Here is a 25,480-nt window from a genome sequence, read left to right as displayed (position 1 = left end):
CAGGATTAATCTTTACATAACAATACATTGCAGGGAATGCGCGGAAGACGAAAAAGGGACCGATTCCACTGGCTTATTCCCTGCCGGTGACTCAGCGTTTTTCTTCTGTCAGCGACAGCCAGCGCGGATGGCCTTTGAACCATTCCACCAGAAAATCGAGCAGCGCTCGCAACGCCGCCGGCATTTGCCGCCGGGACATGTAAATCGCATAAATCCCCATTTCCTGTGGCTGCCACCCGCTGAGTAAGGCGACGAGCTGGCCGCTGGCAATCAGCGGTGCCGCCGAATAATAAGGCTGCATGACGATTCCCGCGCCTTCCACTGCCCCGGTCAGCAGCACCAGCGATTCATTGGCGCTCAGATTTCCGCTCACCGGAATCGCGACCTGTTCACCCTGCCGTGCAAACTGCCACAGGCTTTTGCCGAACCAGGTGTACGTCAGGCAGTTGTGGACTGCCAGATCCTGCGGATGCTGCGGCGTACCCTGCGCGGCCAGATAAGCCGGCGACGCGCAGACGACCGACGGACACAGCGCCAGCGGCCGGGCGATCAGGTTCGGATCCAGATCGTTTGTGATGCGCAGCGCCAGATCGATCCGGTCTTCCACCAGATTGATCGCCCGGCTTTCCAGCTGAAGATCGATACTGACCTGCGGATGTCGGCGCAAAAATTCACTGACCGCAATCACCACCGCACCCTGCCCGAAAGATTGTGAGCAACTCAGACGCAGCAAACCGCGCAACGCTTCATCGCCCGTATCCGCCACGCTGCTCATTTCAGCCGCCACCGACAGCATTTTCCGGCAACGCGCCAGCGTGTTTTCGCCCGCATCCGTCAGGCTGAGTTTGCGGGTGGAGCGGTGCAGCAGGCGCGCGCCCGACCACTTTTCCATCTCCGACAGATAACGTGTCACCATCGCCCGCGACATATTCAGCGATTCGGCAGCACTGACCATGCTTCCCCGTTCAACAATGGCAACAAACACTTGTGCAGCGGTAATTCTGTCCATGATTCGTCCGGTTTATGCAACAAACAGTTGCGCATTATCCGGTTTTTCCCGCGGATTATGCAACGTACAGTAGAGTCTTACTGAATGTGATTATTTACGTCTCTGAGGAAAACCCATGCAACTGAAACATCTGACTCTGATCGCCGCCCTGCTGGGCAGCAGCCTGTCCGCTCACGCCGCCAGTGCACTGAAAATGGACGTGTATAACCCCGGTGAAAAAAGCGTTTTCCCGGTTTCTTCTGAAATCATTACCGGCGATAAAGAAGCGGTTCTGATCGACGCGCAGTTCCAGCGCAATGACGCAGAAAAACTGGTGGAAATGATCAAGGCAACCGGCAAGAAACTGACGACGGTGTACATCAGCCAGTCCGACCCGGATTACTACTTCGGGCTGGATGTCATCCATGCCGCGTTCCCGGACGCCAAAATCGTGGCAACGCAGGCCACCATCGACCAGATCAACGCCAGCAAAGACGGCAAAGTCGCTTTCTGGGGACCGCAGTTGAAAGACAATGCGCCAAAATCTGTTGTGGTTCCTGAACCGCTGAAAGGTACGACCTTTGAACTCGAAGGCCATAAGTTTGAGGTTCAGGGCGTAGATAAAGAACGGACGTTTGTCTGGATCCCGTCGCTGAAAGCGGTAGTGGGCGGCGTGCTGGTGAATGGCAATAACATGCATGTCTGGACAGCAGATACGCAGACGCCGAAATCCCGTAAACAGTGGGTAGAAGCGCTCAATGAAATTACCGGTCTTAATCCGCACGTCGTTGTACCGGGACATTTCCTGCCGGGCGCGCCAAAAACGCTGGAATCGGTGGAATTCACCCGCCAGTATCTGCTGACGCTGGAAAAAGAATTACCGAAAGCGAAAGATTCTGCCGCGCTTATCGCCGCGATGAAAAAACATTATCCGCAACTGAAAGACGATTCTTCATTACAACTGAGTGCGAAAGTATTGAAGGGCGAAATGAAGTGGCCGCAGTGAATATAACCTGACTCGGCGCCCTCTTCGGCTAAAGGCATACGTCGATCGGCTCCCTCCCCTGCGAGAGGAGGTTGGGCTGGTGTATTGCAGCAAAATCAAAAAGTTGAAATGTGCATTGACGAGGTATTAGCCCTTAAAACCCGCCTGAGGCGGGTTTTAAACTTACGGCGTCACCCGCACAAATTCGCCTTCGGCCTGCACGTTGTGACCGAAACCGCAGTCATTGGTGGTGTGAAGTTTAACGCTCCGGGGTGCGAAATTCATGTCCACGCTACACTCGCCGCCACCGGCGGAGGCATCATCGGCTTCGTGGTAAACCGCGTGATTATCCTTGATTGCCGTCACCACCGAAAAATCGCCAGTATTCGGGCCGTAATACAGTGACATCTGCCCCATGTATAAACCGCTGAAATCGATTTTAAACTGCGCTTCTTCGGCTTTCACTTCGACGATATTCCAGCTACCAAACCCGGCATATTGCCAGTAAATCCCTGCCGGACTTTCGGCTGGCGGCAAGGCATCCAGTTTTGGCTGCATCTGACTCAGGTTGTATTGTGATTTTTTGTCAGCAGGTGCCAGCATCAGCCAGGCCTTGGCTTTCAGATAATCGCCCTGCTTTATGTAGGTCAACGCAATGTTGTTGTAGGCCGTGGCAATCTGGTCCTGCGGCTTATGGCAAAACTCGCTCCAGGCGACCTGATTACGAAAAATTTCCCGGGCTTTGCCCATATCACCCTGCTGATAAGCCACTTTTCCGGCAGCGGCATAAATCCCGGCTTTAACACAATCGGCGTCGATATCCGGTTCATCAATCTGGGCAAACGCCTGAACACTGGCAAAACATCCTGCCACCAGCAGTAAATTCACTGCGACTTTCATCAAACATCCTTCTACTTTTGTGGTCTACAGAGCTTCGTGCTGGAAAAACATCCTTACAAGTGGCTCATTGCCCTATCGCACTGAGCCACTCATTCTGGGATGATTGGCTTTACAACATATCGATTACACATGGCTATTATGACTAAAAAACCTGGGAAATCGGCGCAATGGGGCGCCGTCTGGCAGTTAATTAAGCCTTACTGGCGCTCAGAAGAAAAGTGGCGTGCCTGGAGCATGTTGACCACAATCATCATCCTTTCGCTGGCCGGTGTGTACCTCAGCGTACAGTTTAACGAATGGAACCGTGTCTTTTATGACGCGCTGCAAAACAGAAACTATCCGGTTTTCAAAGCCCAGCTATTTAAATTTACCTGGCTGGCGCTGTTGTTCATCGTTATCGCCATCTACAGAGTGTATCTGACGCAGGGTCTGCAAATGAGCTGGCGGCGCTGGATGACTGAAGAGTATATGGAGAAGTGGCTGACCAATCACGCCTATTATTACACGGAGTATCAGCATCAGGTGGATAACCCCGATCAGCGTATTTCCGATGACCTGAATGCCCTGACCAGCGGGACACTTTCTCTGGTGCTCGGTCTGCTGTCGAGCGTGGTGACGCTGTTCTCCTTCGTATTTATTTTGTGGTCGATCAGCGGGCCGCTGAACTTTATGCTCGCGGGCCATCACGTTGAAATCCCCGGCTACATGCTGTGGTTCGCGCTGCTCTATGCCGCCATTGGTTCCTTCATTATCTGGTATATCGGTAAGCCACTGGTAAGACTCGGGTTTAATCAGGAATGGTTCGAGGCGAACTTCCGTTTTGGCCTGATCCGTATTCGTGAAAACAGCGACGCGATCGCGCTGTATCACGGTGAAAAAAACGAGCACGATCAGCTGACCGGCAAGTTTGAATCCATCAAAACCAACTGGTGGTCTATCATGCGCGTCACCCGTCGCCTGAATGTGGCATCCAACTTTTACGCGCAGTTTGCCAATATTTTCCCGATCCTGGTGGCGTCACCGCGCTATTTCGCCGGCGCGATCCAGATGGGTGCGCTGATGCAGATTGCTTCCGCGTTCGGTCAGGTGCAGGGCGCGTTGTCCTGGTTCATCGATGCCTTTACCGATCTGGCAAACTGGAAAGCCACGGTTAACCGTCTTGCCGGTTTCAATGCGGCAATCGATCAGGTTAACGCTCAGCCGCGCGGCATCAGCGTAGGCAAAAGCACCGAACACGCCTTACAGCTTGATAAACTGACGCTGAACCTGCCGAACGGGAATCCGCTGTTTTGCAATATTTCTGCTGCCATGCAACCGGGCGAACGCGTGCTGATTGCCGGGCCTTCCGGTTGTGGTAAATCAACGTTGCTGCGTGCGATTGCCGGTATCTGGCCTTACGGCTCAGGCAATATTGCGCTGGCAGAAGGTAAGCGTTATCTGTTCCTGCCACAGCGCAGTTACATTCCGATTGGCACATTGCGCGATGCGCTCAGTTATCCTGACGCCAGCCGTGAATATACGGATGAACAACTGCAACAGGTGCTGACGCAATGTCGTCTGTCACATCTGGCGGCGGTAGAAATTCTGGATGATTACGCCAACTGGAGCCAGCGCCTCTCGCCGGGTGAACAGCAGCGGCTCTCCTTTGCCCGTGCGCTGTTGATCAAACCCGATACGCTGTTCCTCGACGAAGCCACCAGCGCACTGGATGACGAAACCGAACAACAGGTATACGCTCTGCTGCTGAGCGAATTGCCGGAAACGTCAGTTATCAGTGTGGCACACCGTAATTCGGTCGCGAAATACCATCAGCACTGCTGGCGGTTCAAAAATCAGGAAAATGGCCCGTGCGGATTCACCTCCACGGCGCTGTTGCCTGAATAACGCCTGACGCCACCGGAAAGTGGTTTCAAAATGCAGAAAGGTTGCTGATGTCAGCAACCTTTATTTTTTGTGTGTGCTGAAACCCATTTTGAGCAGAAAACCAACAGGGTGGCTGGCTGCTTTGTATAGCTGACTATACAATTATTCTTAAGTGAAATTTAAAAGGGTCGGAGGTAAGGGTTAATGAAGATAGATAAAAATTCGTTCACGCCGCTTTATCTGCAAATTGAGCAGCAACTTACCGAAAAAATCAGCACCGGCGAAATCCGCCCCGGAGATCCGATCCCGACCGAAGCCGCCATGTGCGAAATCTATGGTGTCTCGCGCATGACCGCGCGAAAAGCTGTGGATTATCTGGTGCGTCAGGGGCGTGTGGCCCGTTTTCGCGGTCGCGGCACCTTTGTCGTTGAGCCGCCAAAGCAGCAGAAAATCATTCTGCCGCTCGACCGGCATCTCACCGCCAGCGAAGTCGCCCAGGAAAATAATCAGCGCATTGAAAATCAGGTGCTGGAATTTCGCCGTATGCCTGCCAGTGAAGACATTGCCCGCGAACTGAATATTCCCGCCGGTACTGAAGTTTATTTTATGATCCGCCTGCGTCTGCTCGGTGATGAGCCGTTTGTGTATGAACAATGCTGGATGCTGTGCGACCGGTTCCCGGATATCACGCGCGCCGCCATGACATCGTCAAAATATGCTTATATTCGCTCGAAAGGTTTCCAGCCTGCGGGCAGCACCAAACTGATTTCGGCAGAACTGCCGTCCAACGAGATACGCGTCGCGCTCAACCTGTCACGCGACCAGCCGGTGCTGCATTCCCACGCGATTGTGTCGTTCACTGACGGCACGCTGTTTGAAGTGTCTGATGTCTACTACAACCAGAAAAACTATGGCTTCAGCGTCCATGCCAAAGTGAAAGCTTAAGCGCCGTCAGGCAATGCCCGACAACTCCGCCTTCACCAGATTCGCCACCTGTTCAACCTGCGGGCCATAGATCACATGCACATCCGTTTCGGTGATGCGTTTCACCCCCATCGCGCCGGTTTTCATTAATGTGCCATCCTGTATCTGAGTCATATCTTTGACCTTCACGCGCAGGCGGGTGAAACAGCAATCGACCGCCGTAATATTCCCCTCGCCGCCCAGTCCGATGATGATATTTTTGGTTTTTTCGCCCGTGCCCTGCGCCGGTTTTGCGCGTTCTTCGGCATCATTTTCATCCTCACGCCCCGGCGTTTTTACCTGCATCCGCAGAATGACCCAGCGGAACGTGAAGTAATACAGTGGCGCGTAGATGATGCCGAGGATCAGCGGATACCACCAGTGCGTGCGGCTGCCGCCGAGCACACCGAAGATCAGGAAGTCGATCGCCCCGCCCTGCACGTTACCGATCATCACATGCAGCATTTGCATCAGCACGAACGACAACCCCGTCAGCACCGCATGCAGGAAATACAGCACCGGCGAAACGAAAATAAAGCAGAACTCCAGCGGTTCAGTGATCCCGGTGGTAAATGACGCCAGTGCGCCCGCCAGCATCAGCGCTTTCACACGGCCTTTATGTTCCGGCCGCGCGCAGTGATACATCGCCAGCGCCGCCGCCGGTAACCCGAACATCATCACCGGGATTTTCCCCTGCGCCAGGAAGCGCGTCGCCTGCTGCGTGACCGCATCAGAGATCGTGCCCGGATTGGCCAGCGCGGCATTAAAGATATTCAGCGCGCCGACAATACTCTGGTTATCCACCGTGGTGACACCGCCGATGGGGGTAAAGCGCACGGTTTCATTAATGATGTGATGCAAACCGGTCGGGATCAGCAAACGTTCTGAGGTGGCATAAATAAAGGTGCCGATCTCGCCCGTGCGCCCGATCAGCTCGCCGATCCACTGGATCCCCTGGGCGATCGTCGGCCAGATCAGCGACATCAGCACACCGACGATCGGCAGCACCAGCACGGTGACAATTGGTACAAAACGCCGCCCGCCAAAAAACGCGATCGCCGTCGGCAGCACGATGGTATAGAAACGGTTGTGCAGCCACATGGTGATCAGGCCGACCAGCACCCCGCCCAGCACGCTCATGTTGTAGGTGAAAATCCCCAGCGTGTTGGTGAACTCGGCGGCGTAAATCATCGCGTCACTTTCGGTCATGCCTTTTGCCGTGAGTTTGGCGACCGTAATGGTTTCCGGCGTAATCCCCTGCGCCAGCAGGCTGTAATTAACCCCGACGTGCAGCCCGACAAAACCGATCACGGCGGAAAACGCCGCCGTGGCCTTCTCTGCATTAGCCAGCCCCATTGCCGTGGCGACCGCAAAAAACAACGGCAAATTAGCGAACAGCGCACCGGAGACCTGACGGATAAAGCCGATGACCAGTTGCAATGTTTTCATCTGGGTAAAGGTTTCACCGGTGACCGCCGGATTCTGCAATGCGGCGGCCAGGCCTAAGAAAATCCCGGCGGCGGCAATCACCGAGATAGGCGTCATCAGGGCTTTCCCCAGATCGTGAACCTTGCTGCCAAGTTTTATCATCTGTCTTCCCTCAATTCGCTGGCTAAAAATAAACCGTTAATTGAGTTAAGTCACAGAATGTATAGTTGTATAGACATAGCAGTCAGGAGTATGAAAGGGATCACAGTTTTGCGAGAGGAAAGCTGGCTGGCGGTGCAAAGGCAAAAAAAAGCCCACATCGGACTGTGGGCATGGGGGTTGCAACTGGCCGCTGTTCAAAACGGCTGGCAACAAGCAAATGTGAGAACTGCTCGTTCTCGGCCCTTAAGGTAACGGCTGCGGGCTTAATCCCTTAGTCTTTTCAGGTAAGGAGCAGGTTAAAATGTATAAATTTGTTTGATATGCATCACACTTTTTTAACACCTAACAATTCATTCACTTTTAGAACATCCCTCTGATAATTATTCTTATGGCCTATTAATTAGTTTACTAAGTAATGACTTTCCTGCCATTTTCCACTGCACGAAAAGATTAAAACCTTACAATAACAAGGGATTATGTAGCAACATTATCCTCATATTTTGAAATATAGAAACATGGGTGATGACAATATCCTTACACCGGGAAATCAGGCGCTCTCGTATAGTGAAGGACTTGTTGAGAATGGTTATTCTCAATTCCCCAAAAAGAGTGAATTCTATGCGCCTGAAGTTACTTTCTGTCAGTACAGTGGTACTGCTTTCCGCATGTGATGGTTCTGCCAGTTCTGCTTCCCCGGCAGCACAGGCTCCTGCGGTGAATATCGTTACTTTGCACAGCCAGCCCGTCGCCCTCACCACCAGTCTGCCCGGCCGCACCACGGCGGTTCGCAGCGCGGAAGTCCGTCCGCAGGTGAACGGCGTGATCCAAAAACGTCTGTTCGTGGAAGGCAGCGAAGTCAAAGCCGGTCAGCAGCTTTATCAGATTGATCCGTCAACCTATCAGGCCGCTTTCGATCGCGCGATGGCGACCTGGAAAAGCGCCGACGCCACCGCCCGCCGCTATAAACCGCTGGTTGAAGCGCAGGCGGTCAGCCGTCAGCAATATGATGATGCCGTAGCCGCCGAGCGCGAAGCCGCAGCGGATGTCGAGACCGCCCGTGTCAATCTGCAATACACCAAAGTGTACGCGCCGATTTCCGGCCATATTGGCCGCTCGCTGTATACCGAAGGTGCGCTGGTGACCAGCGGCCAGACGGCATATCTGACCACTATCGATCAGCTCAATCCTATCTATGTTGACGTCAATGAATCCTCACAAGATTTGCTGAAACTGCGTCGCGCGCTGGCTTCCGGTAAGTTGCAGTCCGCCGGTGACAACGCCGCGCAGGCCACCCTGACGCTGGAAGATGGCAGCAAATACGCCCTGCCGGGCAAGCTGGAATTCTCCGAAGTCACCGTGTCGCAAAGTACCGGTTCCGTTACCCTGCGGGCCTCTTTCCCGAACCCGCACGACGAACTGCTGCCGGGTATGTTTGTTCACGCCCAGTTACAACAAGGCATTGATGACAAAGGTATTCTGGTACCGCAGGAAGCCATCATGCATGACGTCAAAGGTGCGCCTTATGTGTATGTGGTGAAAGCCGACAGCACCGTTGAGCAGCGTTCCATCACCACCGGTCAGATGATGAACGGTAACTGGTTAGTCAGTCAGGGTCTGAATGACGGCGACAAAGTGATCACCGACGGATTACAGAACGTCAGGCCGGGTGCCAAAGTCAACGCCACCGAGCGTAAAGCCAGTGCCCCTGCCGAACAGGCTAATCTCGCGATGACCGATCCTTCCGCGCAATAGGTGAGCTGAATGTCTACTTTCTTTATTAACCGCCCCATATTCGCCTGGGTTGTCGCCATCGTCATCATGCTCGCCGGTGCGCTGTCGATCATGAAACTGCCGATCAGCCAGTACCCGAATATCGCGCCTCCGGCGATTTCCGTCAGCGTCACCTATCCAGGTGCGTCTGCGGAAACCGCCCAGAACACCGTAGTTCAGGTCATTGAACAGCAACTGAACGGGCTGGATAACCTGCGCTATATCGAATCGCAAAGTAACAGCGACGGCAGTGCCACAATCATTGCCACCTTTGATCAGGGTACTAACCCGGATATCGCGCAGGTTCAGGTACAGAACAAAGTGTCGCTGGCCGAATCGCAACTGCCGACCGAAGTGGTCAATCAGGGGATCCGTATTGCCAAATATCAGGCCAACTTCATGCTGCTGGTCAGCCTGATTTCGACCGACGGTAAAATGAGTAACTCGGATCTGAGTAACCTGCTGGTGACCAAACTGGAAGACCCGATCGTACGTACCAAAGGCGTCGGCGACTTCCTGCTGCTCGGTTCAGAATACGCGATGCGTATCTGGCTCGACCCGGCAAAACTGTATAAATATCAGCTGGTCCCAAGTGATGTCAGCGCGGCGATTGAAGCGCAAAACGTACAGGTGTCGTCCGGTTCCCTCGGCGGCCTGCCGACGGTCAAAGACAGCAAACTCAGCGCCACGATCATTGGTAAAACCCGTTTCGACAGTATTCATCAGTTCAAAAATGTGCTGCTGAAAGTGAACGCCGACGGTTCTCAGGTGCGTCTCAGTGATGTCGGCAACGTGGATCTGGGGCCGGAAAGTTATTCCATCTCCTCCACGTTTAACGGCAGGCCCTCTACCGCTATCGCCCTGCGTCTGGCAAGCGGCGCGAACGTGCTGGACACCGACAGAGCAGTAAGAGAAACCATCGCCGGGCTGGAAGATTCTCTGCCTGCTGGCGTGAAAGTCGAGTTCCCGTACCAGACCGCGCCGGTAGTCAGCGCATCGATTGAGGAAGTGGTAAAAACGCTGATCGAAGCCATCGTGCTGGTGTTCTGCGTGATGTTGCTGTTCCTGCAAAACCTGCGCGCAACGCTGGTCACCACGCTGGTGGTGCCGGTAGTGCTGCTCGGTACCTTCGGTATTCTGGCGGCAGCGGGGTATTCCATTAACACCCTGACCATGTTCGGGATGGTGCTGGCGATAGGCCTGCTGGTGGATGATGCCATCGTAGTGGTGGAAAACGTCGAACGTGTGATGACGGAGGAAAAGCTCTCGCCGAAAGACGCCACCATCAAATCGATGAAACAGATCCAGGGCGCGCTGTTTGGTATCGCGCTGGTGCTGTCTGCCGTACTGGTGCCGATGGCGTTCTTCGGTGGCTCAACCGGGATCATCTACCGTCAGTTCTCGATCACCATCGTATCCGCGATGGCGCTTTCGGTGCTGATGGCGCTGATTTTCACCCCGGCGCTGTGCGCCACCATCATCAAACACAACGACGAGGAAAAATCGCAGAAAGGCTTCGCGGGCTGGTTTAACCGTAACTTCGACAAAGGCGCGATGCGCTACACCCGCGCCGTCGGCACGGTCATCTCACGCCGCCGTCTGTTTATGGGCATCTACCTGCTGATCGTGATCGCCACCGGCTTTATGTTCACCCGTGTGCCGACCACCTTCCTGCCGGATGAAGATCAGGCCGTGATGTTTGTTCAGGCGACGTTGCCTGCCAACGCCTCGGCGGAACGAACCCAGCAGGTGCTGGATAACGTCCGGGAATATCTGATGACGCAGGAAAGCGGCATCGTTTCCTCGGTGTTTACCGCCAATGGCTTCAGCTTCGCCGGACGAGGCCAGAATGTCGGGATTGCCTTCGTGCAGTTGAAAACCTGGGCCGACCGCCCGGCCGCCGCGCAAAAAGTTCAGGCGCTGGCCGGTCGTGCGATGGCGCATTTCGCCACCATCAAAGATGCCCGCGTATTTGCTTTCGTTCCGCCAGCCGTTATGGAACTGGGTAATGCCACCGGCTTCGACTTCTTCCTGCAAGACACCAATGGCAAGGGGCATGAAGCCCTGATGGCCGCGCGTAATCAGTTCCTGCAAATGGCGTCACAGGACAAACGCCTGATGGCTGTGCGCCCGAACGGGATGGAAGATGAACCGCAATATCAGCTGGAAATTGACGATGAACGGGCGCAGGCGCTGGGTCTGAGCCTCGACGACATTAACAACACCTTGTCAGCGGCCTGGGGTTCAGCGTATGTGAACCAGTTCATGTACAACGACCGCGTGAAGCGTGTTTACATCCAGGGCAAGGCGGCTTCCCGCGTCACGCCTGAAGATCTGAACAACTGGTATTTCCGTAATTCCAGCGGCGATATGGTGCCGTGGAGCGCCTTCGGCAGCGGCAAATGGGTGTACGGCTCACCGCGTTATGAACGTTTCAACGGCGTGTCTTCCGTCGAACTGATGGGTTCACCGGCACCGGGCTACAGCTCAGGCGATGCCAACGAGGCGGTGATGGAAATCGCGGCCAAACTGCCACCGGGTTACAAAGTGGCATGGCACGGCCTGAGCTACGAAGAGAAACTTTCCGGCTCACAAACACCGGCGCTTTACAGTCTGTCGATGATCGTGGTGTTCCTGTGTCTGGCGGCGCTGTACGAGAGCTGGTCAATTCCGTTCTCCGTCATGCTGGTGGTACCGCTGGGGATTTTAGGCACCATCGGTGCTGTGTTGCTGCGCGGGTTGTCGAATGATGTCTTCTTCCAGGTTGGCCTGCTGACGACCGTCGGGCTGGCGGCGAAGAACGCCATATTGATTGTTGAGTTCGCCAAGGAGCTGCATGAGAACGAAGGGATGTCGGTGGCACAAGCGGCCATCGAAGCGGCCAAGCTGCGTATCCGGCCGATCATCATGACCTCAATGGCCTTCGTCCTCGGCGTATTCCCGCTGACCATTTCCAGCGGCGCGGGCGCGGGCAGTCAGCATTCCATCGGGACGGCGGTGGTCGGCGGCATGCTCACGGCCACCTTCCTGGCGATCTTCTTCGTGCCGATGTTCTACGTCACGGTTGTGAATCTGTTCACCCGCAAATCGAAAAAACACGATAAGGCGCTTCCTGCACCAGAGGCAACACACCATGAATAAACCGCATTTCGCGCTGTCGCTTATCGGCGCGTTTTCACTCACCCTGCTGGCCGGCTGTACGATGGAGCCGGATTATCAGCGCCCTGCGCTGCCGGTTGCCAGCAACTGGGACGGCGCCAAAACCGGTGCTGCGCAGGATATCGGCTGGAAAGCCTTCTTCAATCAACCGGCGATGAAGCAGCTGATTGGCATGTCCCTGGCTAACAACCGCGACCTTCGGGTCGCGGCATTAAACGTCGATACCGCCCGCGCTACCTTCCAGATTGACCGTGCCGCGCTGCTGCCGACACTCGACGCCAGCGCCGGTGAAACCAACCAGCATCTGCCGGGCGGATTGTATTCAACACAAACCAGCGGACCGGTGACGTATCAGCAATACAGCGCGAATCTGGGCGTAACGTCTTATGAGGTTGACCTGTTTGGCCGCTTACGCAGCCTGCGCGATCAGGGGCTGGAAACTTATCTGGCGACAGAAGCTACACAGCGCGCCACGCAAATTTCGCTGGTGGCTGAAGTCGCTTCCGGCTATCTGAGTCTGGCGGCGGATAACGATCTGCTAAAACTGGCGATCAGTACCGCCGACAGTCAGAAAAAATCTTACGAACTCACCAAACGCAGCTACGATTCCGGCATCGACACTTCACAGGATCTGGTGCAGGCCGAAACCACGGTGCGCGCGGCGCAGGCCGACATCGCCCAGTACACACGTCAGGTACGTCAGGACGTCAATGCACTGACACTGCTGGTCGGCACCACCATTCCACAGAGTTTGCTGGCGAACGCCACCCTGCAACAGGACTGGAAATTCCCGCAGACACCGGCCGGTTTGCCCTCTGATCTGCTGACCCGTCGTCCGGATATTATTTCCGCTGAACATACGCTGAAAGCGGCTAATGCCAATATCGGCGCGGCGCGTGCAGCGTTCTTCCCAAGCATTACGCTGACCGGCACGGCAGGCACAGAAAGCGGCAGCCTGAGTAAACTGTTCGACGGCGGCACCGGTGCCTGGTCATTTATGCCATCGGTTAATATCCCGATCTTCGACGGTGGCGTGAATCAGGCCAATCTCGACATCGCTAAAGACACCAAGAAAATTGATATCGCCAACTATGAGAAAGCGATTCAGACGGCGTTCAAGGAAGTCTCCGACGGCTTAGCCGGTCAGGCGACCTACAAAGATGAATTGCTGGCCCGCCAGCAGGACGCCGACGCCAATCAGCGCAACTACGATCTCTCGCAGATGCGCTTCAAAGGCGGTGTCGATAACTACCTGAGCGTACTGGTCGCGCAGCGCTCGCTGTATTCTGCTCAGCAAACGCTGATCACCACACAACTTGCCCAACTGAATCAGGACATCAGTTTGTATAAAGCGCTGGGCGGTGGCTGGAAGGAGTGATTTTTGAGTGAATGGAAACGCCGGCGGAAGTCGGCGTTTTTCGCAGGGTTCATCTGATATCAGAATAATTCAGAATGACTCCCTACCCGGTACAATTTTAATTCTTCGTCATTTCTCTGATAAATGAGTAAAAGATCTGGCGCACCATGGCATTCCATATATCCCGCATAACCACCTGAAAGCCGGTGTTCACAATATCGAATAGGTAAAGGTTCACCCGTCTGCAACAAGGATAATGTCTCCAGAATAGCTCCCTGCGCTCGTTTGTCGTTGTTGTATTTTTTCGCATCCTTTTTAAATCTTGTCTGATAAACAATCCTTAGCACATATCACCATCCCAGATCGTGCTTCAACTCCTCAATCGTTGCGACACTTTCAACACCAATTCCATTTTCCATATCACGAATGGCCTGAAGTGTTTTTGCATTAGGCTGCAACAAATCGACGGGTAGCTCAGCATTCACAGCCAACCTATTTACAACCATTCGAATGATTGTCGAAAGATCCAACCCCATTGCCTTTGCGTTTGCCATTGCAGCAGCCTTTGACGCTGAAGTTACTCGAGCTCTGACAACAGTGTCAGTCATAAAACCTCCGGATCAATTTTGTCGTGTAGCTACATTGTAGCCCTCATGTAGCCACTGAACAAAATGTATTCACTTACAGAGCAGTGTGCAGAATATAGATTACTGTTTTATCAGCAACTCTGTACTTTCATCGCTGCGGCAAAGCTTCCAAAAAAGCTCATCATCACTCAGGATTTAGCTGAATTCCGAATGACTTTCACTACCAGCTCTCCCCGCGCATCAAAATAACGGCTCGGCCAGATCACGCTCGGATGCACATCCAGCGCCTGTGCAATCACCTTCTCCCCTTTCGGCCATGATCGTGACAGCGCATTCGATAAGGTGGATGAGCTCAACCCGGCACTGCGCGATACCGCCGCCAATGTCGTACCCCGTTTACGCAATGCCGCAATGATGTCTGCCTGATGCCAGTCGGTATGATTCTGTGCTTTGTTCATGGAGGATCCTTTCCTGAGTTATGAGTAAACAAAACGTCTACACAGGAAGAGTAAACCGGGAGAAAAATTATCCCAAAACGGGATAAAACCAGATGAATAGTGATCAGGTCATTGATAGATAAGATGAAATGTAATATTGATGAGTTAACTGAGCTAAATACTGATAAAAATTATTTTGGTGGGAATTTTTTCACCGAGTAACCATTAATACCCCACCCCAGCCCTCCCCTTCGCAGGGGAGGGAGCCGACCGAGTTTCTACTCCAACCCCTGCAACAAAGGAGGAAGCCGATCGGGATTTAACTCCTCCCCCTGCGAAGGGGGAGGCTGGGAGGGGGTATTACAAATAAAATCAGAAGGTTAAATTTGTCTTCCGACGTGCAATTTCACTTATCAAATGCTCAATAACTTCAGGTAATTCCTGCATAACCTGAAGATTCGTAAACCGGATAACTTTCATTCCTGAATCACACAGAAAGTCAGTTCTGATTTTATCCGCCGCCATTCCTTCCTCACTGAAATGACTTTCACCATCCAGCTCAACCACCAGCCTCACCTCACCGGCGTAAAAATCCACGATATAGCGCCCAATCCCATGCTGACGGCGAAATTTAACACCCAGCGCTTTACACCGGACCGCCTGCCATAAAACAAACTCTGGATAAGTAAGATTTCCCCGCAGATCCTTGCGTAATTCTTTCTGTTTTGAATCGTTGAACATGCCACCACCGGGTTGTCTTTAATACCCCCACCCAACCTCCCCCTTCGCAGGGGGAGGAGCCGTACTGAGCGTATCTGCTAATGCGGCGATAATATTTTTCCCACACCATTCCTGCGGCCATCATTCCAATATTTTAATATTCACGCATTTTCGCCCGCCGTCACACCTGCTAATTATTCATTATTGGCTGTGAAGATTTTTTGAGTAAAAGGAAACGCTGGCAGAAGTCGGCGTTTTTGTTGCGTGATCTGTAGAAAATATTCCCTGAGGATCCCGCGCATGCATTGACATCGGGGAATACAACTACGTCAGTCTGGAATCTGCATTATCGGCATATGGCATCATTTCGCAGATACTGGTCGACCGACTGGCCTTCATGACGACCCGACGCCCTGGGGCACTATCGAACTGACGCATACTCACCGCAGCATTTTGGATATTCTCGATGCAACCGTCGAAACGCCATCACCACTGAAACAAGCGATACCCTCCACGGTAATCAGGGATTTGCGCCGTGTTGGCAGGAATACTCATCTGATGGATCTTAAGGAAGAATAATGAGTGAGAAGGTCGATTTTGATTTCGCCATCAGCGTAAAAGCCCCCGAAGAGCTGCGTCAGCTTCCCGATTATGACCAGATCAACATCGACCGCTGGCAAATAACTATTGAGACATCTCCCGGTCAATCCAGCGCGGAATATATGGTGTAACTGTCCTTCTGGCACCCCGCTGAAAGGGCTGTTTCCAGCCCTTTCATTCAAACTCTCTTACTTACCCACATCCCCGTTCCATCCCCCGCCCAGCGCGGCGATCAGCTTAACGCTGGTGACCATCTGGGTGCTGAGCAGTGACAGGACGCTTTGCTGTTGCGTCAGGCTGGTGTTCTCGGTAGTTGCGACGTCGAGATAGTCGATCATCCCCGCCTGATACTGGTTGTAGGTCACGCGGGCGGATTCTTTGGCGGAATCGGCGGCGTTCTGACGGGCGACCAGTTCGCTGTCCAGCGTGTGCAGTTCAACCAGATAATCTTCCACTTCCTGCATCGCGGTTAACACGCTCTGGCGATAACTGGCGACGTCGGCGTCATACGCGGCTTCGGCTTGTGCCACTTTGCCACGGGTGGAACCGAAATCCAGTACCGTCTGGCTGAGTTCCGGGCCTAAAGACCAGACGCGGTTTGGCAACGAGAACAGGTTATGGAAGGCCGAGCTGGCAAAACCGCCGCTGGCACTTAAGGTCAGATCGGGATAATACGCGGCAGTGGCGACACCGACTGCCGCATTGGCAGAGGCCATGGTGCGCTCAGCAGCGGCGATATCAGGACGACGCTGCAGCAGTTGCGACGGAATCGCATCCGGCATCGCAGGCAGGTTCAGTTTTACGTCGCGGGCGGCGAGGCTGAACTGGGCCGGTGGTTTGCCGATCAGTACGGCGATAGCGTGCTCAAGCTGGGCGCGCTGCCATTGCAAATCCAGCGCCGACGCTTTGGTACTTTCCAGCTGAGTCTGTGCCTGCGCCAGTGTGCCACGCGAGGTACTGCCACCGGCATACTGGTTCTCAATCACGGTCAGATAACGCTGATAGGCGTCAATACTTTGCTTATACAACGCGATTTGCTGATCCATCACCCGCAACTGGAAATAATCCTGCGCCAGTTCGGATTGCGCGCTGAGCGTCGCATCGGCCAGATCGGCCTTGCTGGCCTGCGCGCTGGCATCCTGTTCTTCTGCCGTGCGGCGCAGTTTGCCCCACAAGTCCAGTTCCCAGCTTGCACTCAATTGTGCGGACTGGCTGTTGCTGGTGGAGGTTGAGGTGCCACTGCGCGTGCTGCCGACGGTGGCATCCACGGAAGGATACAAATCAGAACGCGCCTGCGTCACCAGTGCCTGGGCTTCGCGGTATTGCGCGGCGTACTGGGCAACGTTCTGGTTGGAAATCTGCACCTGTGTCAGCAGGGACGACAGCTCAGGATCCTGATACACCGCCCACCAGTCGCCTTTGGCCTGATTATCTTTCGGGATCGCGGCCGTCCAGCCTTTGGCTTCTTTAAATGCCGTTGGCATAGCCACATCCGGCCGTTTGTAATCAGGGCCGACGGCACAGGCGCTGACCAGTAAGGCCAGCGCCAGCGGAGCAAGACGGAACACCATTGAACGTGTTTTTTGCAGAGTCATCAGATTCGCTTCAGGGTAATGAGTTTCAGTGTGATCAGTCATGAGAACTGGCCTCCGGCGGCGTCGCGTGAGGACGCAGACGTTGCCACAGACGATGCGTCGCGCGGCTGGTGCGATCCATATACAGGTAAACCACCGGCGTGGTGAATAACGTCAGGATCTGGCTCAGCGCCAGCCCGCCGGCAATTGCCAGACCCAGCGGACTGCGCAGATCCGCGTCCCCCCCGCTGCCCATCGCCAGAGGCAGGGCACCAAAGAACGCCGCCAGCGTGGTCATCAGGATCGGACGGAATCGCATCAGACAGGCCTGGGTGATCGCCTGTTGCGGCGTCAGACCCAGCCGCCGTTCGGCGTCGAGCGCGAAGTCGATCATCATGATCGCATTCTTTTTGACGATGCCGATCAGCAGCAGGATCCCGATCAGCGCGATCACCGTCAGTTGCGTATTGGTCATCAGCATCAGCAACAGCGCACCCAGACCGGCGGAAGGCAGCGTGGAAAGAATGGTCAGCGGGTGAATATAACTTTCGTACAATACGCCGAGCACGATATATACCGCCGCCAGCGCGGCCAGGATCAGCCACGGCATGGAACTGGCCAGCGCTTCAAACGCCTGCGCCGTCCCCGCATAACTGCCATGAACGGTATCCGGCAAGCCAATTTGTGCCATGGCGGTTTTCAGCGCAGCCTGCGCATCTTCCAGCGCATAGCCGTCGGCGAGATTGAACGCGATAGTCGTGGTCGCTGTCTGCCCCTGATGGGATACCGACAGCGGTGCGTTGGCGCCGCTGAAGGTGGCAAACGCCGACAACGGCACCTGATTACCAGAATCGGTCACGACATACAGCTGATGCAGGACATCCGGATTGCTGGTGTAGTCAGACGTCAGGTTCATGACCACGTGATACTGGTTCAGCGTTTTATAGATCGTGGCAACCTGCCGCTGGCTGAAAGAATTGTTGAGCAACGTGTCAATCATCTTCACGTTCACACCCAGTTGCGTGGCACGATCCCGGTCGATATTGAGCATGACCTCCTGACCGCCGGTTTGTGCATCGGAATCCACACCGGTCAGTTGCGGCAGTTTCGCCAGCGCTTTCTGCACCTTCGGTGCCCATTCCCGCAGCACCGAAAGATCGTCAGATTGCAGACTGTACTGATACTGCGCGTTGGCGCTGCGCCCGCCGATATGCAGATCCTGCGCCGCCATCAGGAACAACTGCGCGCCCGGCTCCTTGCCGGTCGCCATCATCAGACGGTTCGCCACCTGATTGGCGGTCGCGGTACGTTTGTCGAAATCTTTCAGACGCACGAAGAACGTGGCGGTATTACGTGAACCAAAGCCGCCGCTGCCCGCCGAACTCATCACCGCTTCTACCGCCGGATCATCCTGAATGATCTTGCTGTATTTCAGCACCTGCGGCTGGATCGACTGAAACGACGTGTTCTGATCCGCACGCAACATGCCCATCAGCATGCCGGTGTCCTGATCCGGGAAGAAACCTTTTTCCACCACGGTATAAAGATAGAAATTGAGGATCACGGTGAGGAACAACCCGATCAGCGTGATCAGCTGATGGCGCATAACCCAGCCGAGCGCGGCAGAATAGGCCGCCAGCAGTTTGTTAAGGCCATGCTCGATCATGCGGTAGATGCGCGGCTGACGTTTTTCCACCGGCGGTTTACGTTTGAGGAAACGTGCGCACAGCATCGGCGTGAGGCTCAGTGACACCAGCATCGAGATGATCAGCGAGACACTGAGCGTCACCGCAAATTCGCGGAACAGGCGCCCGACAATACTGCCCATCAGCAGGATCGGAATGAAAACGGCGATCAGCGACAGCGTCATCGACAGCACGGTGAAGCTGACTTCCTGTGCGCCTTTCAGCGCCGCCCGCACCGGTCCCATTCCCTCTTCGATATGCCGCGTAATGTTCTCCAGCACCACAATGGCATCATCGACCACGAAACCGGTGGAGATGATCAGCGCCATCATCGAGAGGTTATCCAGACTGTAGCCAAGCAGATACATCACCGCGCAGGTCCCGATCAGTGACACCGGTAGCGCCACGGCGGGGATCAGCACAGCATTCCAGTTACGCAGGAACACAAAGACCACGGCGATCACCAGCAGCGTGGCTTCCATCAGGGTCATTTCCGTATCACGCAGGGAAGCGGAAACGTTAGGCGAACGATCCAGAGCCAGGTTCAGTTGCACATCGCCCGGCAGACTTTCTTTCATCAGCGGCAGCGCGGCTTTGATCGCCTGAATGGTTTCCAGCATGTTCGCGCCAGCCTGGCGCGTTACACCAATCATCACCGACGGCGTGCTGTTGTAATACCCGACGTTGTATTTGTCTTCGACGGAATCATACACATTGGCGATATCGCTGAGGCGTATGGCCGAACCGTTGATGTAGGTGACAATCAGCGTTTTGTACTGCGCGGCGGTACTTTGCTGGCCGTTGCCTTCAATCATCCACGACTGATCCGACCCTTGCAGTAAGCCTTTCGGCAGGTTGCTGGTGCTGTCGGCAATCGCAGCACGAATGGTGTCGAGGGAAATCCCGTAAGAGGTGACGGCTTCAGGGCGTAAATCAATACGTACACCCGGCAGCGCGGACCCCACCAGAGAAACCTGCCCGACGCCGTTAACCTGTGCGATTTTCTGTTGCAACTGGCTCGAGGCAATATCGTACAGCTCACCTTTACTGCGCGTGGCCGAGGTCAGCGCCAGCATGATGATCGGCGCATCCGACGGGTTGGCTTTGCGGTAAGTCGGCAGCGACGGCATGCTGCTGGGGAGCAAGGCGCGGGAGGCGTTAATCGCCGCCTGAACGTCACGCGCCGCGCCGTTGATGTCGCGATCGAGATCGAATTGCAAAATGACGCTGGTCGAACTCTGCGAACTGCGCGAGGTCATTTCCGTCACACCGGCGATTTGCCCGAGCGCCCTTTCCAGCGGCGTCGCCACCGTCGCCGCCATGGTTTCAGGGCTGGCACCCGGCAGACTGGCACTGACCAGAATGGTCGGAAAATCGACCTGCGGCAGCGGTGCCACCGGCAGCAGGCGATACCCGAGCAAACCCAGCAGGAGTATCGCCATGGTCAGCAGCAATGTCGCGACCGGGCGGAAGATGAAGAAACGCGAAATGTTCATTTATTCCGCCTGCTTTGCTGCACGCCGGTGACGTGGATTAAGGCGGTGAGAAAGCCGGTCAAACATCAGGTAGATCACCGGCGTGGAGAACAGCGTCAGAACCTGACTGAAGATCAGACCGCCGACGATCACCAGCCCCAGCGGCTGACGCAGTTCCGCGCCGGATCCGCTCGCCAGCATCAGCGGCAACGCCCCGAGCAGCGCGGCCATGGTGGTCATCATGATCGGACGAAAACGCAGTAAACACGCCTGGTGAATCGCCTCACGCGGCGATAATCCCTGTTTGTTTTCCGCATCCAGTGCAAAGTCGATCATCATAATGGCGTTCTTTTTCACGATGCCGATCAACAGGATCACCCCGATCAGTGCGATCAGACTGAATTCCGTACCGGCAAAGATCAGCGACAGCAACGCACCGACCGCCGCCGACGGCAGCGTGGAAAGAATGGTCACCGGATGGATAAAGCTTTCGTACAGAATACCGAGCACGACATACATGGTCAGCAGTGCGGCGAGGATCAGCCACAGCGTGTTGCCGGTGGCACTTTCAAATGACGCCGCCGCACCCTGATAGCGCAAAGTGATGCTGTCCGGCATGGCGATATCAGCCACCGTGGTTTTGATCGCCTGTTGCGCCTGCTCCAGCGAATAACCGTCTTTGAGGTTAAAGGAGACGGTGACCGCCGGGAACTGATTGAGGCGCGCCTGCAACAATGCGCCGGTGCGCATGTGGATTTTGGCAATCGACGTCAGTTTGACCATGCCATTGGTCGCCCCGGCATTGGTGGTGGTGGTCGAGGTGCCGCTGTCCGATGTCGAAGAAGACGTGGTGCTGGTGGTGGTCGCCACCGTGCCGGATGTTGAGGTGCTGTTGTTGGTCGCCAGATAGACATCGTCAAAAGAAGCCGGTGACTGCTGGAATTGCGGAGCCACTTCCAGCACGACGCGGTACTGGTTCGCCTGAGTAAAGATGGTGGAAACCAGCCGCTGGCCGAAAGCATTGTACAGCGCGGTATCGACGTCAGACGCCGTAATACCGTAGCGTGCGGCAGCGTCGCGATCGAGCTCCACATAGGCGATCTGCCCCTGATTTTGCAGGTTGCTGACCACTTCGCTGAACTCCGGCAATGCACTGAGTTTCTCAATCAGCTTCGGTGTCCATTGCACCAGATTTTCGCTGTCGGCATCATCCAGTGTGAACTGGTACTGGCTTGGCGTGACCTGATCGTCCACCGTCAGATCCTGCGAAGCCTGCATATAAAGCTCAATGCCCGGCACGCCTGCGGTCTCCTGCTTCAGGCGTTCAATGATCGCCGGTGCACGTTCGCTGCGTTCATCAAAGGATTTCAGGCTGATCTGCAAACGTCCGCTGTTCAGACTGGTGTTATTACCGTCCACGCCGATGGTAGAGGAAACGCTTTCCACATCCGGATCATTGAGGATAGCGGCAGTCAGTAATTGCTGACGACGCCCCATCTCGCTGAAGGAGACATCCTGCGAGGCCTGGGTGATCCCCTGGATCATGCCGGTATCCTGCGACGGGAAGAAGCCTTTTGGCACAATCACGTACAGCAACGCGGTGAACACTAACGTCGCGGCAGCGACCAGCAGCGTGAGCTTCTGATGGTTCAGTACCACGATCAGCATACGATCGTAACCAGCGATCATTTTGTCAAAAAACTCACCGCCTTTACGGTAAAACTTGCTCTGTTTTTCTTCCGGTGTGTGACGCAGCAAATAGGCGCACAACATCGGTGTCAGGGTCAGCGACACCACCATCGATACCAGAATCGACACGGCCAGGGTAATGGCGAATTCGCGGAACAGACGCCCGACCACATCGCCCATAAACAGCAGCGGGATCAGTACCGCAATCAGCGAGAAGGTCAGGGAAATAATGGTGAATCCGATCTGCTGCGAACCTTTCAGCGCCGCCTGCATCGGTGTTTCGCCCTCTTCGAGGCGTCGTGAAATGTTTTCGACCACCACGATGGCGTCATCGATAACAAAACCGGTGGCGATGGTCAGCGCCATCAGCGAGAGGTTGTTAAGACTGAAACCGCACAGGTACATCACACCAAAGGTGCCAACCAGCGAGAGCGGTACGGCCACGCTTGGGATCAGCGTCGCCGCGACATTACGCAGGAACAGGAAGGTGACCATCACCACCAGCGCAATCGACAGCAACAGCTCAAACTGAACGTCGCTGATCGAGGCACGGATAGTCTGGGTACGGTCAGAAATCACGCTGATTTTGACCGACTCCGGCAGCGCTTCCTGCAATTTCGGCAGTTGTGCTTTGATGGCATCCACCACCTGGATCACGTTGGCGCCCGGCTGACGCTGAACGCTGATAATGATCGCTGGTTGTTTGTTCGCCCACGCAGAAAGGTACTGATTTTCCGCTGCTTCGGAGAGCGTCGCGACGTCGCGCAAACGCAGCGCCGCCCCGTTTTCATAATTAACAATCAGGTTGCCGTATTCAGCGGCGGTGCGTAGCTGGTCATTGGCATCGATGGTGATCGAGTGATGCGGCCCGTCAAAGCCCCCCTTGGAACCGTTGACGTTACTGTTGCCGATCAGCGTGTTGATGGTTTCCATGCTGAGGTTATGCGCCGCCAGTTTGCGCGGATCCACCTGCACGCGGATCGCAGGCTGATGCCCGCCCGCCAGGGTGACCATACCGACGCCGGAAATCTGCGACAGTTTCAACGCCACGCGGGTATTCACCAGATCCTGCACTTTGGTCAGCGGCAGGGATTCAGAGGTCGCGGCTAATGTCAGCACTGCGGCATCCGCCGGGTTCACCTTCTTGTAAGTCGGCGGATTGGGTAAATCGCTGGGCAGCAGGCTGTCAGCGGCATTGATCGCCGCCTGCACTTCCTGCTCAGCCACATCAAGGGACAAATCCAGCGAGAATTTCAGCGTAATAATGGAGGAGCCGCTGGCGCTGGTGGAATACATCTGGCTCAGCCCCGCCATCTGCCCGAGCTGACGCTCAAGCGGCGCGGTAATACCCGACGCCATCACGTCCGGACTGGCGCCCGGATACAGCGTGGTCACCTGAATGGTCGGGTAATCGACCTGCGGCAGCGCCGAGGTCGAGAGCATGTTGTAGGCGAAAATCCCCGACAACAGCACGGCGACCATCAGCAGAATGGTCGCGACCGGCCGGAGTATAAAGAGGCGTGAAGGATTCATTTAGACCCGCTGTCTTTACCGGCTGTAGTTGGGGGTGCATCAGGCGCGACGGCCGTTCTATCCGCGCCGGTGGTGGCTTTATCCACACCGCCGCTCTGCTGACGCTCTTTGGAAGAGCCACCTGCTGCTGCAGCCTCACCGGAATTCGGTGTGACAATCTCGACTTTGGTGCCGTTGTTCAGACGGTCAATACCGGTGGTGACCACCTGCTCGCCCGGCTTCACGCCGGACAAAATCGCCACCTGGTCATCACCAAAATCCGGGCCGGACTTCACGCTGCGACGCTCAATGGTGCTGTCGGCTTTCACCACATACACAAAGTCGCCGTCGCTGCTCAGCTGCAACGCCGCCGCCGGGATCACCGTGGCATCTTTCAGCGTCGCGACCTGTAAGCGGGCATTCACAAACTGATTCGGATAGAGTTTTTCATCGTCATTATCAAACAACGCTTTCAGCTTGATACTGCCGGTACTGGTATCAATTTCGTTGCTGATAAATTGCAGTTTGCCCTGTCCAAGCACTTCGCTGCCGCTCTGGTCAAAAGCCGTGGTTGGCAACTGATTGCCGCCGCGCAGGGCTTTGAGCAGGGTTTGCAAATTGCTTTGCGGCACGCTGAAGGTCACGGCAATCGGCTGAGTCTGGGTAATGGTGACGATGCCGGTGGTCGAACTGCTGGTGACCATGTTGCCCGGATCCACCAGACGCAGGCCGACGTGGCCGCTGACCGGCGCGGTGATTTTAGCGTACTCAAGGTTCAGCTTAGCGGCGGCGATTTGCGCCAGATCGGCTTTCACTGCTCCCGCGTACTGACCGGCGGTCGCAATCTGGCTTTCCAGATCCTGACGTGCCAGGGAATCCTGTGCATACAGTTTGCGGTAACGTGCCAGCGTCAGTTCAGCACTTTTCGACAGCGCCTGATTCTGCGCTAAATCGCCCTGATACTGTTCCAGCGTGGCCTGATAACTGCGCGGATCAATCTGCGCCAGCAACTGACCCTGCTCCACTTTCTGCCCTTCGGTGAAATACACCTTCATCAGCTGACCATCGACACGGCTGGTCACCGTCACCGTCGCGTTCGCCACCACCGTGCCCAGCGCACGCAGATACACCGGCACATCGGCCTGTGTGGCCTTTCCTGCCTGCACCGGCGTTGCCATTCCTGCCATCATCTGGCCGCGCATTGCGCGCATGCCGCCACGGCCCGGTTTTTTATGGGCAGAGGGATCAGAGGCACTTTGGTGGAAAGCAAAAAACCAGACCAGGATCGCGGCAACGATAATGGCGACAATAACCCACACGAATGTGCGTTTTTTGGAACGAGACGAGGCAGTCGGCAGCATAAATTTCTTGGTTTCGCAGTATTAATGAGGAGAAAACAGCTGAAAAATGACCTTCAACCAGAGATTTTCAATATCAGTCAAAAAACCATTATCCCCGAAAAGTGCGGGTGTCTGTTTTTAGGACAACGTAAAGATTTCGTTAGCAATTAAGAATTTCTATTTCTATCAGCAGGATGAATTATACCCGCTAATTTATCCTTTCGAGGCATCTAATGTTAATCACTAAATGAGAATGAATATTGAAGACCGCAACAAAAAAGCATCA

The 25,480-nt window shown here is 55.0% G+C and carries 18 protein-coding genes; 7 read left to right on the top strand and 11 right to left on the bottom strand.

The features are described 5' to 3' along the window. Window positions 1-91 precede the first annotated feature (91 nt). Window positions 92-1,009 carry a LysR family transcriptional regulator gene (locus ABIC79_RS22045; RefSeq protein ID WP_013574145.1) on the bottom strand — a complete coding sequence of 306 codons (918 nt, stop codon included), beginning with the start codon at window positions 1,007-1,009 and terminating at the stop codon, window positions 92-94. A gap of 115 nt (window positions 1,010-1,124) precedes the next feature. Here ABIC79_RS22045 and ABIC79_RS22040 point away from each other — a divergent pair, with 115 nt between their 5' ends. Continuing rightward, window positions 1,125-1,994 carry an MBL fold metallo-hydrolase gene (locus ABIC79_RS22040; RefSeq protein WP_314523497.1) on the top strand — a complete coding sequence of 290 codons (870 nt, stop codon included), beginning with the start codon at window positions 1,125-1,127 and terminating at the stop codon, window positions 1,992-1,994. Between the two features lie 162 nt (window positions 1,995-2,156). Here the strand turns inward: ABIC79_RS22040 and ABIC79_RS22035 are convergent, their stop codons facing one another. Then, on the bottom strand, window positions 2,157-2,873 hold the full coding sequence (locus ABIC79_RS22035; RefSeq protein ID WP_013574143.1) for a tetratricopeptide repeat protein: 717 nt from the start codon (window positions 2,871-2,873) through the stop codon (window positions 2,157-2,159). A 129-nt stretch (window positions 2,874-3,002) separates the two neighbouring features. Between ABIC79_RS22035 and ABIC79_RS22030 the strand changes: the two genes are divergently transcribed. Together ABIC79_RS22030 and ABIC79_RS22025 are read left to right on the top strand one after the other, a co-directional pair. Then, window positions 3,003-4,757 carry an ABC transporter ATP-binding protein/permease gene (locus tag ABIC79_RS22030; RefSeq protein ID WP_013574142.1) on the top strand — a complete coding sequence of 585 codons (1,755 nt, stop codon included), beginning with the start codon at window positions 3,003-3,005 and terminating at the stop codon, window positions 4,755-4,757. Between the two features lie 183 nt (window positions 4,758-4,940). Continuing rightward, window positions 4,941-5,681, top strand: coding sequence for a GntR family transcriptional regulator (locus ABIC79_RS22025; protein ID WP_015689424.1), 741 nt, complete (start codon window positions 4,941-4,943; stop codon window positions 5,679-5,681). Window positions 5,682-5,687: 6 nt separating this feature from the next. Here ABIC79_RS22025 and ABIC79_RS22020 read toward each other — a convergent pair whose 3' ends face one another. Then, window positions 5,688-7,289, bottom strand: a complete 1,602-nt coding sequence (locus ABIC79_RS22020) for a PTS transporter subunit EIIC (RefSeq protein ID WP_013574140.1) — start codon at window positions 7,287-7,289, stop codon at window positions 5,688-5,690. Between the two features lie 618 nt (window positions 7,290-7,907). On the opposite strand from ABIC79_RS22020, the gene ABIC79_RS22015 reads away from it, so the two are divergent. Genes ABIC79_RS22015 through ABIC79_RS22005 form a run of 3 tightly spaced genes read left to right on the top strand, consistent with a single transcriptional unit; the run spans window position 7,908 to window position 13,596 of the window. Then, window positions 7,908-9,041, top strand: coding sequence for an efflux RND transporter periplasmic adaptor subunit (locus ABIC79_RS22015; RefSeq protein WP_112152350.1), 1,134 nt, complete (start codon window positions 7,908-7,910; stop codon window positions 9,039-9,041). A gap of 9 nt (window positions 9,042-9,050) precedes the next feature. After that, entirely contained in the window at window positions 9,051-12,200 is a 3,150-nt protein-coding gene (locus ABIC79_RS22010) for an efflux RND transporter permease subunit (RefSeq protein WP_013574138.1), read from the top strand. Beyond that, window positions 12,193-13,596, top strand: a complete 1,404-nt coding sequence (locus tag ABIC79_RS22005; protein ID WP_013574137.1) for an efflux transporter outer membrane subunit — start codon at window positions 12,193-12,195, stop codon at window positions 13,594-13,596. The genes ABIC79_RS22010 and ABIC79_RS22005 overlap by 8 nt, the downstream gene beginning before the upstream one ends. A 59-nt stretch (window positions 13,597-13,655) precedes the next feature. Here the strand turns inward: ABIC79_RS22005 and ABIC79_RS22000 are convergent, their stop codons facing one another. The 4 genes from ABIC79_RS22000 to ABIC79_RS21985 form a co-directional block, all read right to left on the bottom strand. Beyond that, window positions 13,656-13,922, bottom strand: coding sequence for a type II toxin-antitoxin system RelE/ParE family toxin (locus ABIC79_RS22000; RefSeq protein ID WP_013574136.1), 267 nt, complete (start codon window positions 13,920-13,922; stop codon window positions 13,656-13,658). A gap of 3 nt (window positions 13,923-13,925) precedes the next feature. Beyond that, on the bottom strand, window positions 13,926-14,183 hold the full coding sequence (locus tag ABIC79_RS21995; RefSeq protein WP_013574135.1) for a type II toxin-antitoxin system RelB/DinJ family antitoxin: 258 nt from the start codon (window positions 14,181-14,183) through the stop codon (window positions 13,926-13,928). 167 nt (window positions 14,184-14,350) lie between these two features. Then, window positions 14,351-14,620, bottom strand: a complete 270-nt coding sequence (locus tag ABIC79_RS21990) for a helix-turn-helix domain-containing protein (RefSeq protein ID WP_354568507.1) — start codon at window positions 14,618-14,620, stop codon at window positions 14,351-14,353. A 351-nt stretch (window positions 14,621-14,971) separates the two neighbouring features. Next, a complete protein-coding gene (locus ABIC79_RS21985; protein WP_126124097.1) occupies window positions 14,972-15,340 on the bottom strand; it encodes an endonuclease domain-containing protein in 369 nt (122 codons plus the stop codon). Between the two features lie 557 nt (window positions 15,341-15,897). Between ABIC79_RS21985 and ABIC79_RS21975 the strand changes: the two genes are divergently transcribed. After that, entirely contained in the window at window positions 15,898-16,050 is a 153-nt protein-coding gene (locus tag ABIC79_RS21975) for a hypothetical protein (protein ID WP_157962081.1), read from the top strand. 57 nt (window positions 16,051-16,107) lie between these two features. Here ABIC79_RS21975 and ABIC79_RS21970 read toward each other — a convergent pair whose 3' ends face one another. From ABIC79_RS21970 to ABIC79_RS21955, 4 genes are read right to left on the bottom strand one after another with little or no spacing between them, the layout of a single operon-like run. Continuing rightward, entirely contained in the window at window positions 16,108-17,556 is a 1,449-nt protein-coding gene (locus ABIC79_RS21970; RefSeq protein WP_037035201.1) for an efflux transporter outer membrane subunit, read from the bottom strand. After that, window positions 17,549-20,674 (bottom strand): efflux RND transporter permease subunit, encoded by a 3,126-nt coding sequence (locus ABIC79_RS21965; protein WP_121020175.1) that lies wholly within the window; start codon window positions 20,672-20,674, stop codon window positions 17,549-17,551. The genes ABIC79_RS21970 and ABIC79_RS21965 overlap by 8 nt, the downstream gene beginning before the upstream one ends. Next, complete coding sequence (locus tag ABIC79_RS21960) at window positions 20,675-23,875, bottom strand: efflux RND transporter permease subunit (RefSeq protein WP_037035203.1); 3,201 nt, start codon at window positions 23,873-23,875, stop codon at window positions 20,675-20,677. It lies immediately after the preceding gene. Beyond that, entirely contained in the window at window positions 23,872-25,215 is a 1,344-nt protein-coding gene (locus ABIC79_RS21955) for an MdtA/MuxA family multidrug efflux RND transporter periplasmic adaptor subunit (RefSeq protein WP_112197512.1), read from the bottom strand. Before ABIC79_RS21955 ends, ABIC79_RS21960 begins: the two co-directional genes overlap by 4 nt. Window positions 25,216-25,480 lie beyond the last annotated feature (265 nt).

Source organism: Rahnella sp. 2050, assembly GCF_040544515.1.
In the GTDB taxonomy this organism is placed as follows: Bacteria; Pseudomonadota; Gammaproteobacteria; order Enterobacterales; family Enterobacteriaceae; genus Rahnella; species Rahnella aceris.
The sequence above is the reverse complement of the archived record's forward strand: the minus strand, read 5'-3'. Positions and strand labels throughout refer to the sequence as shown.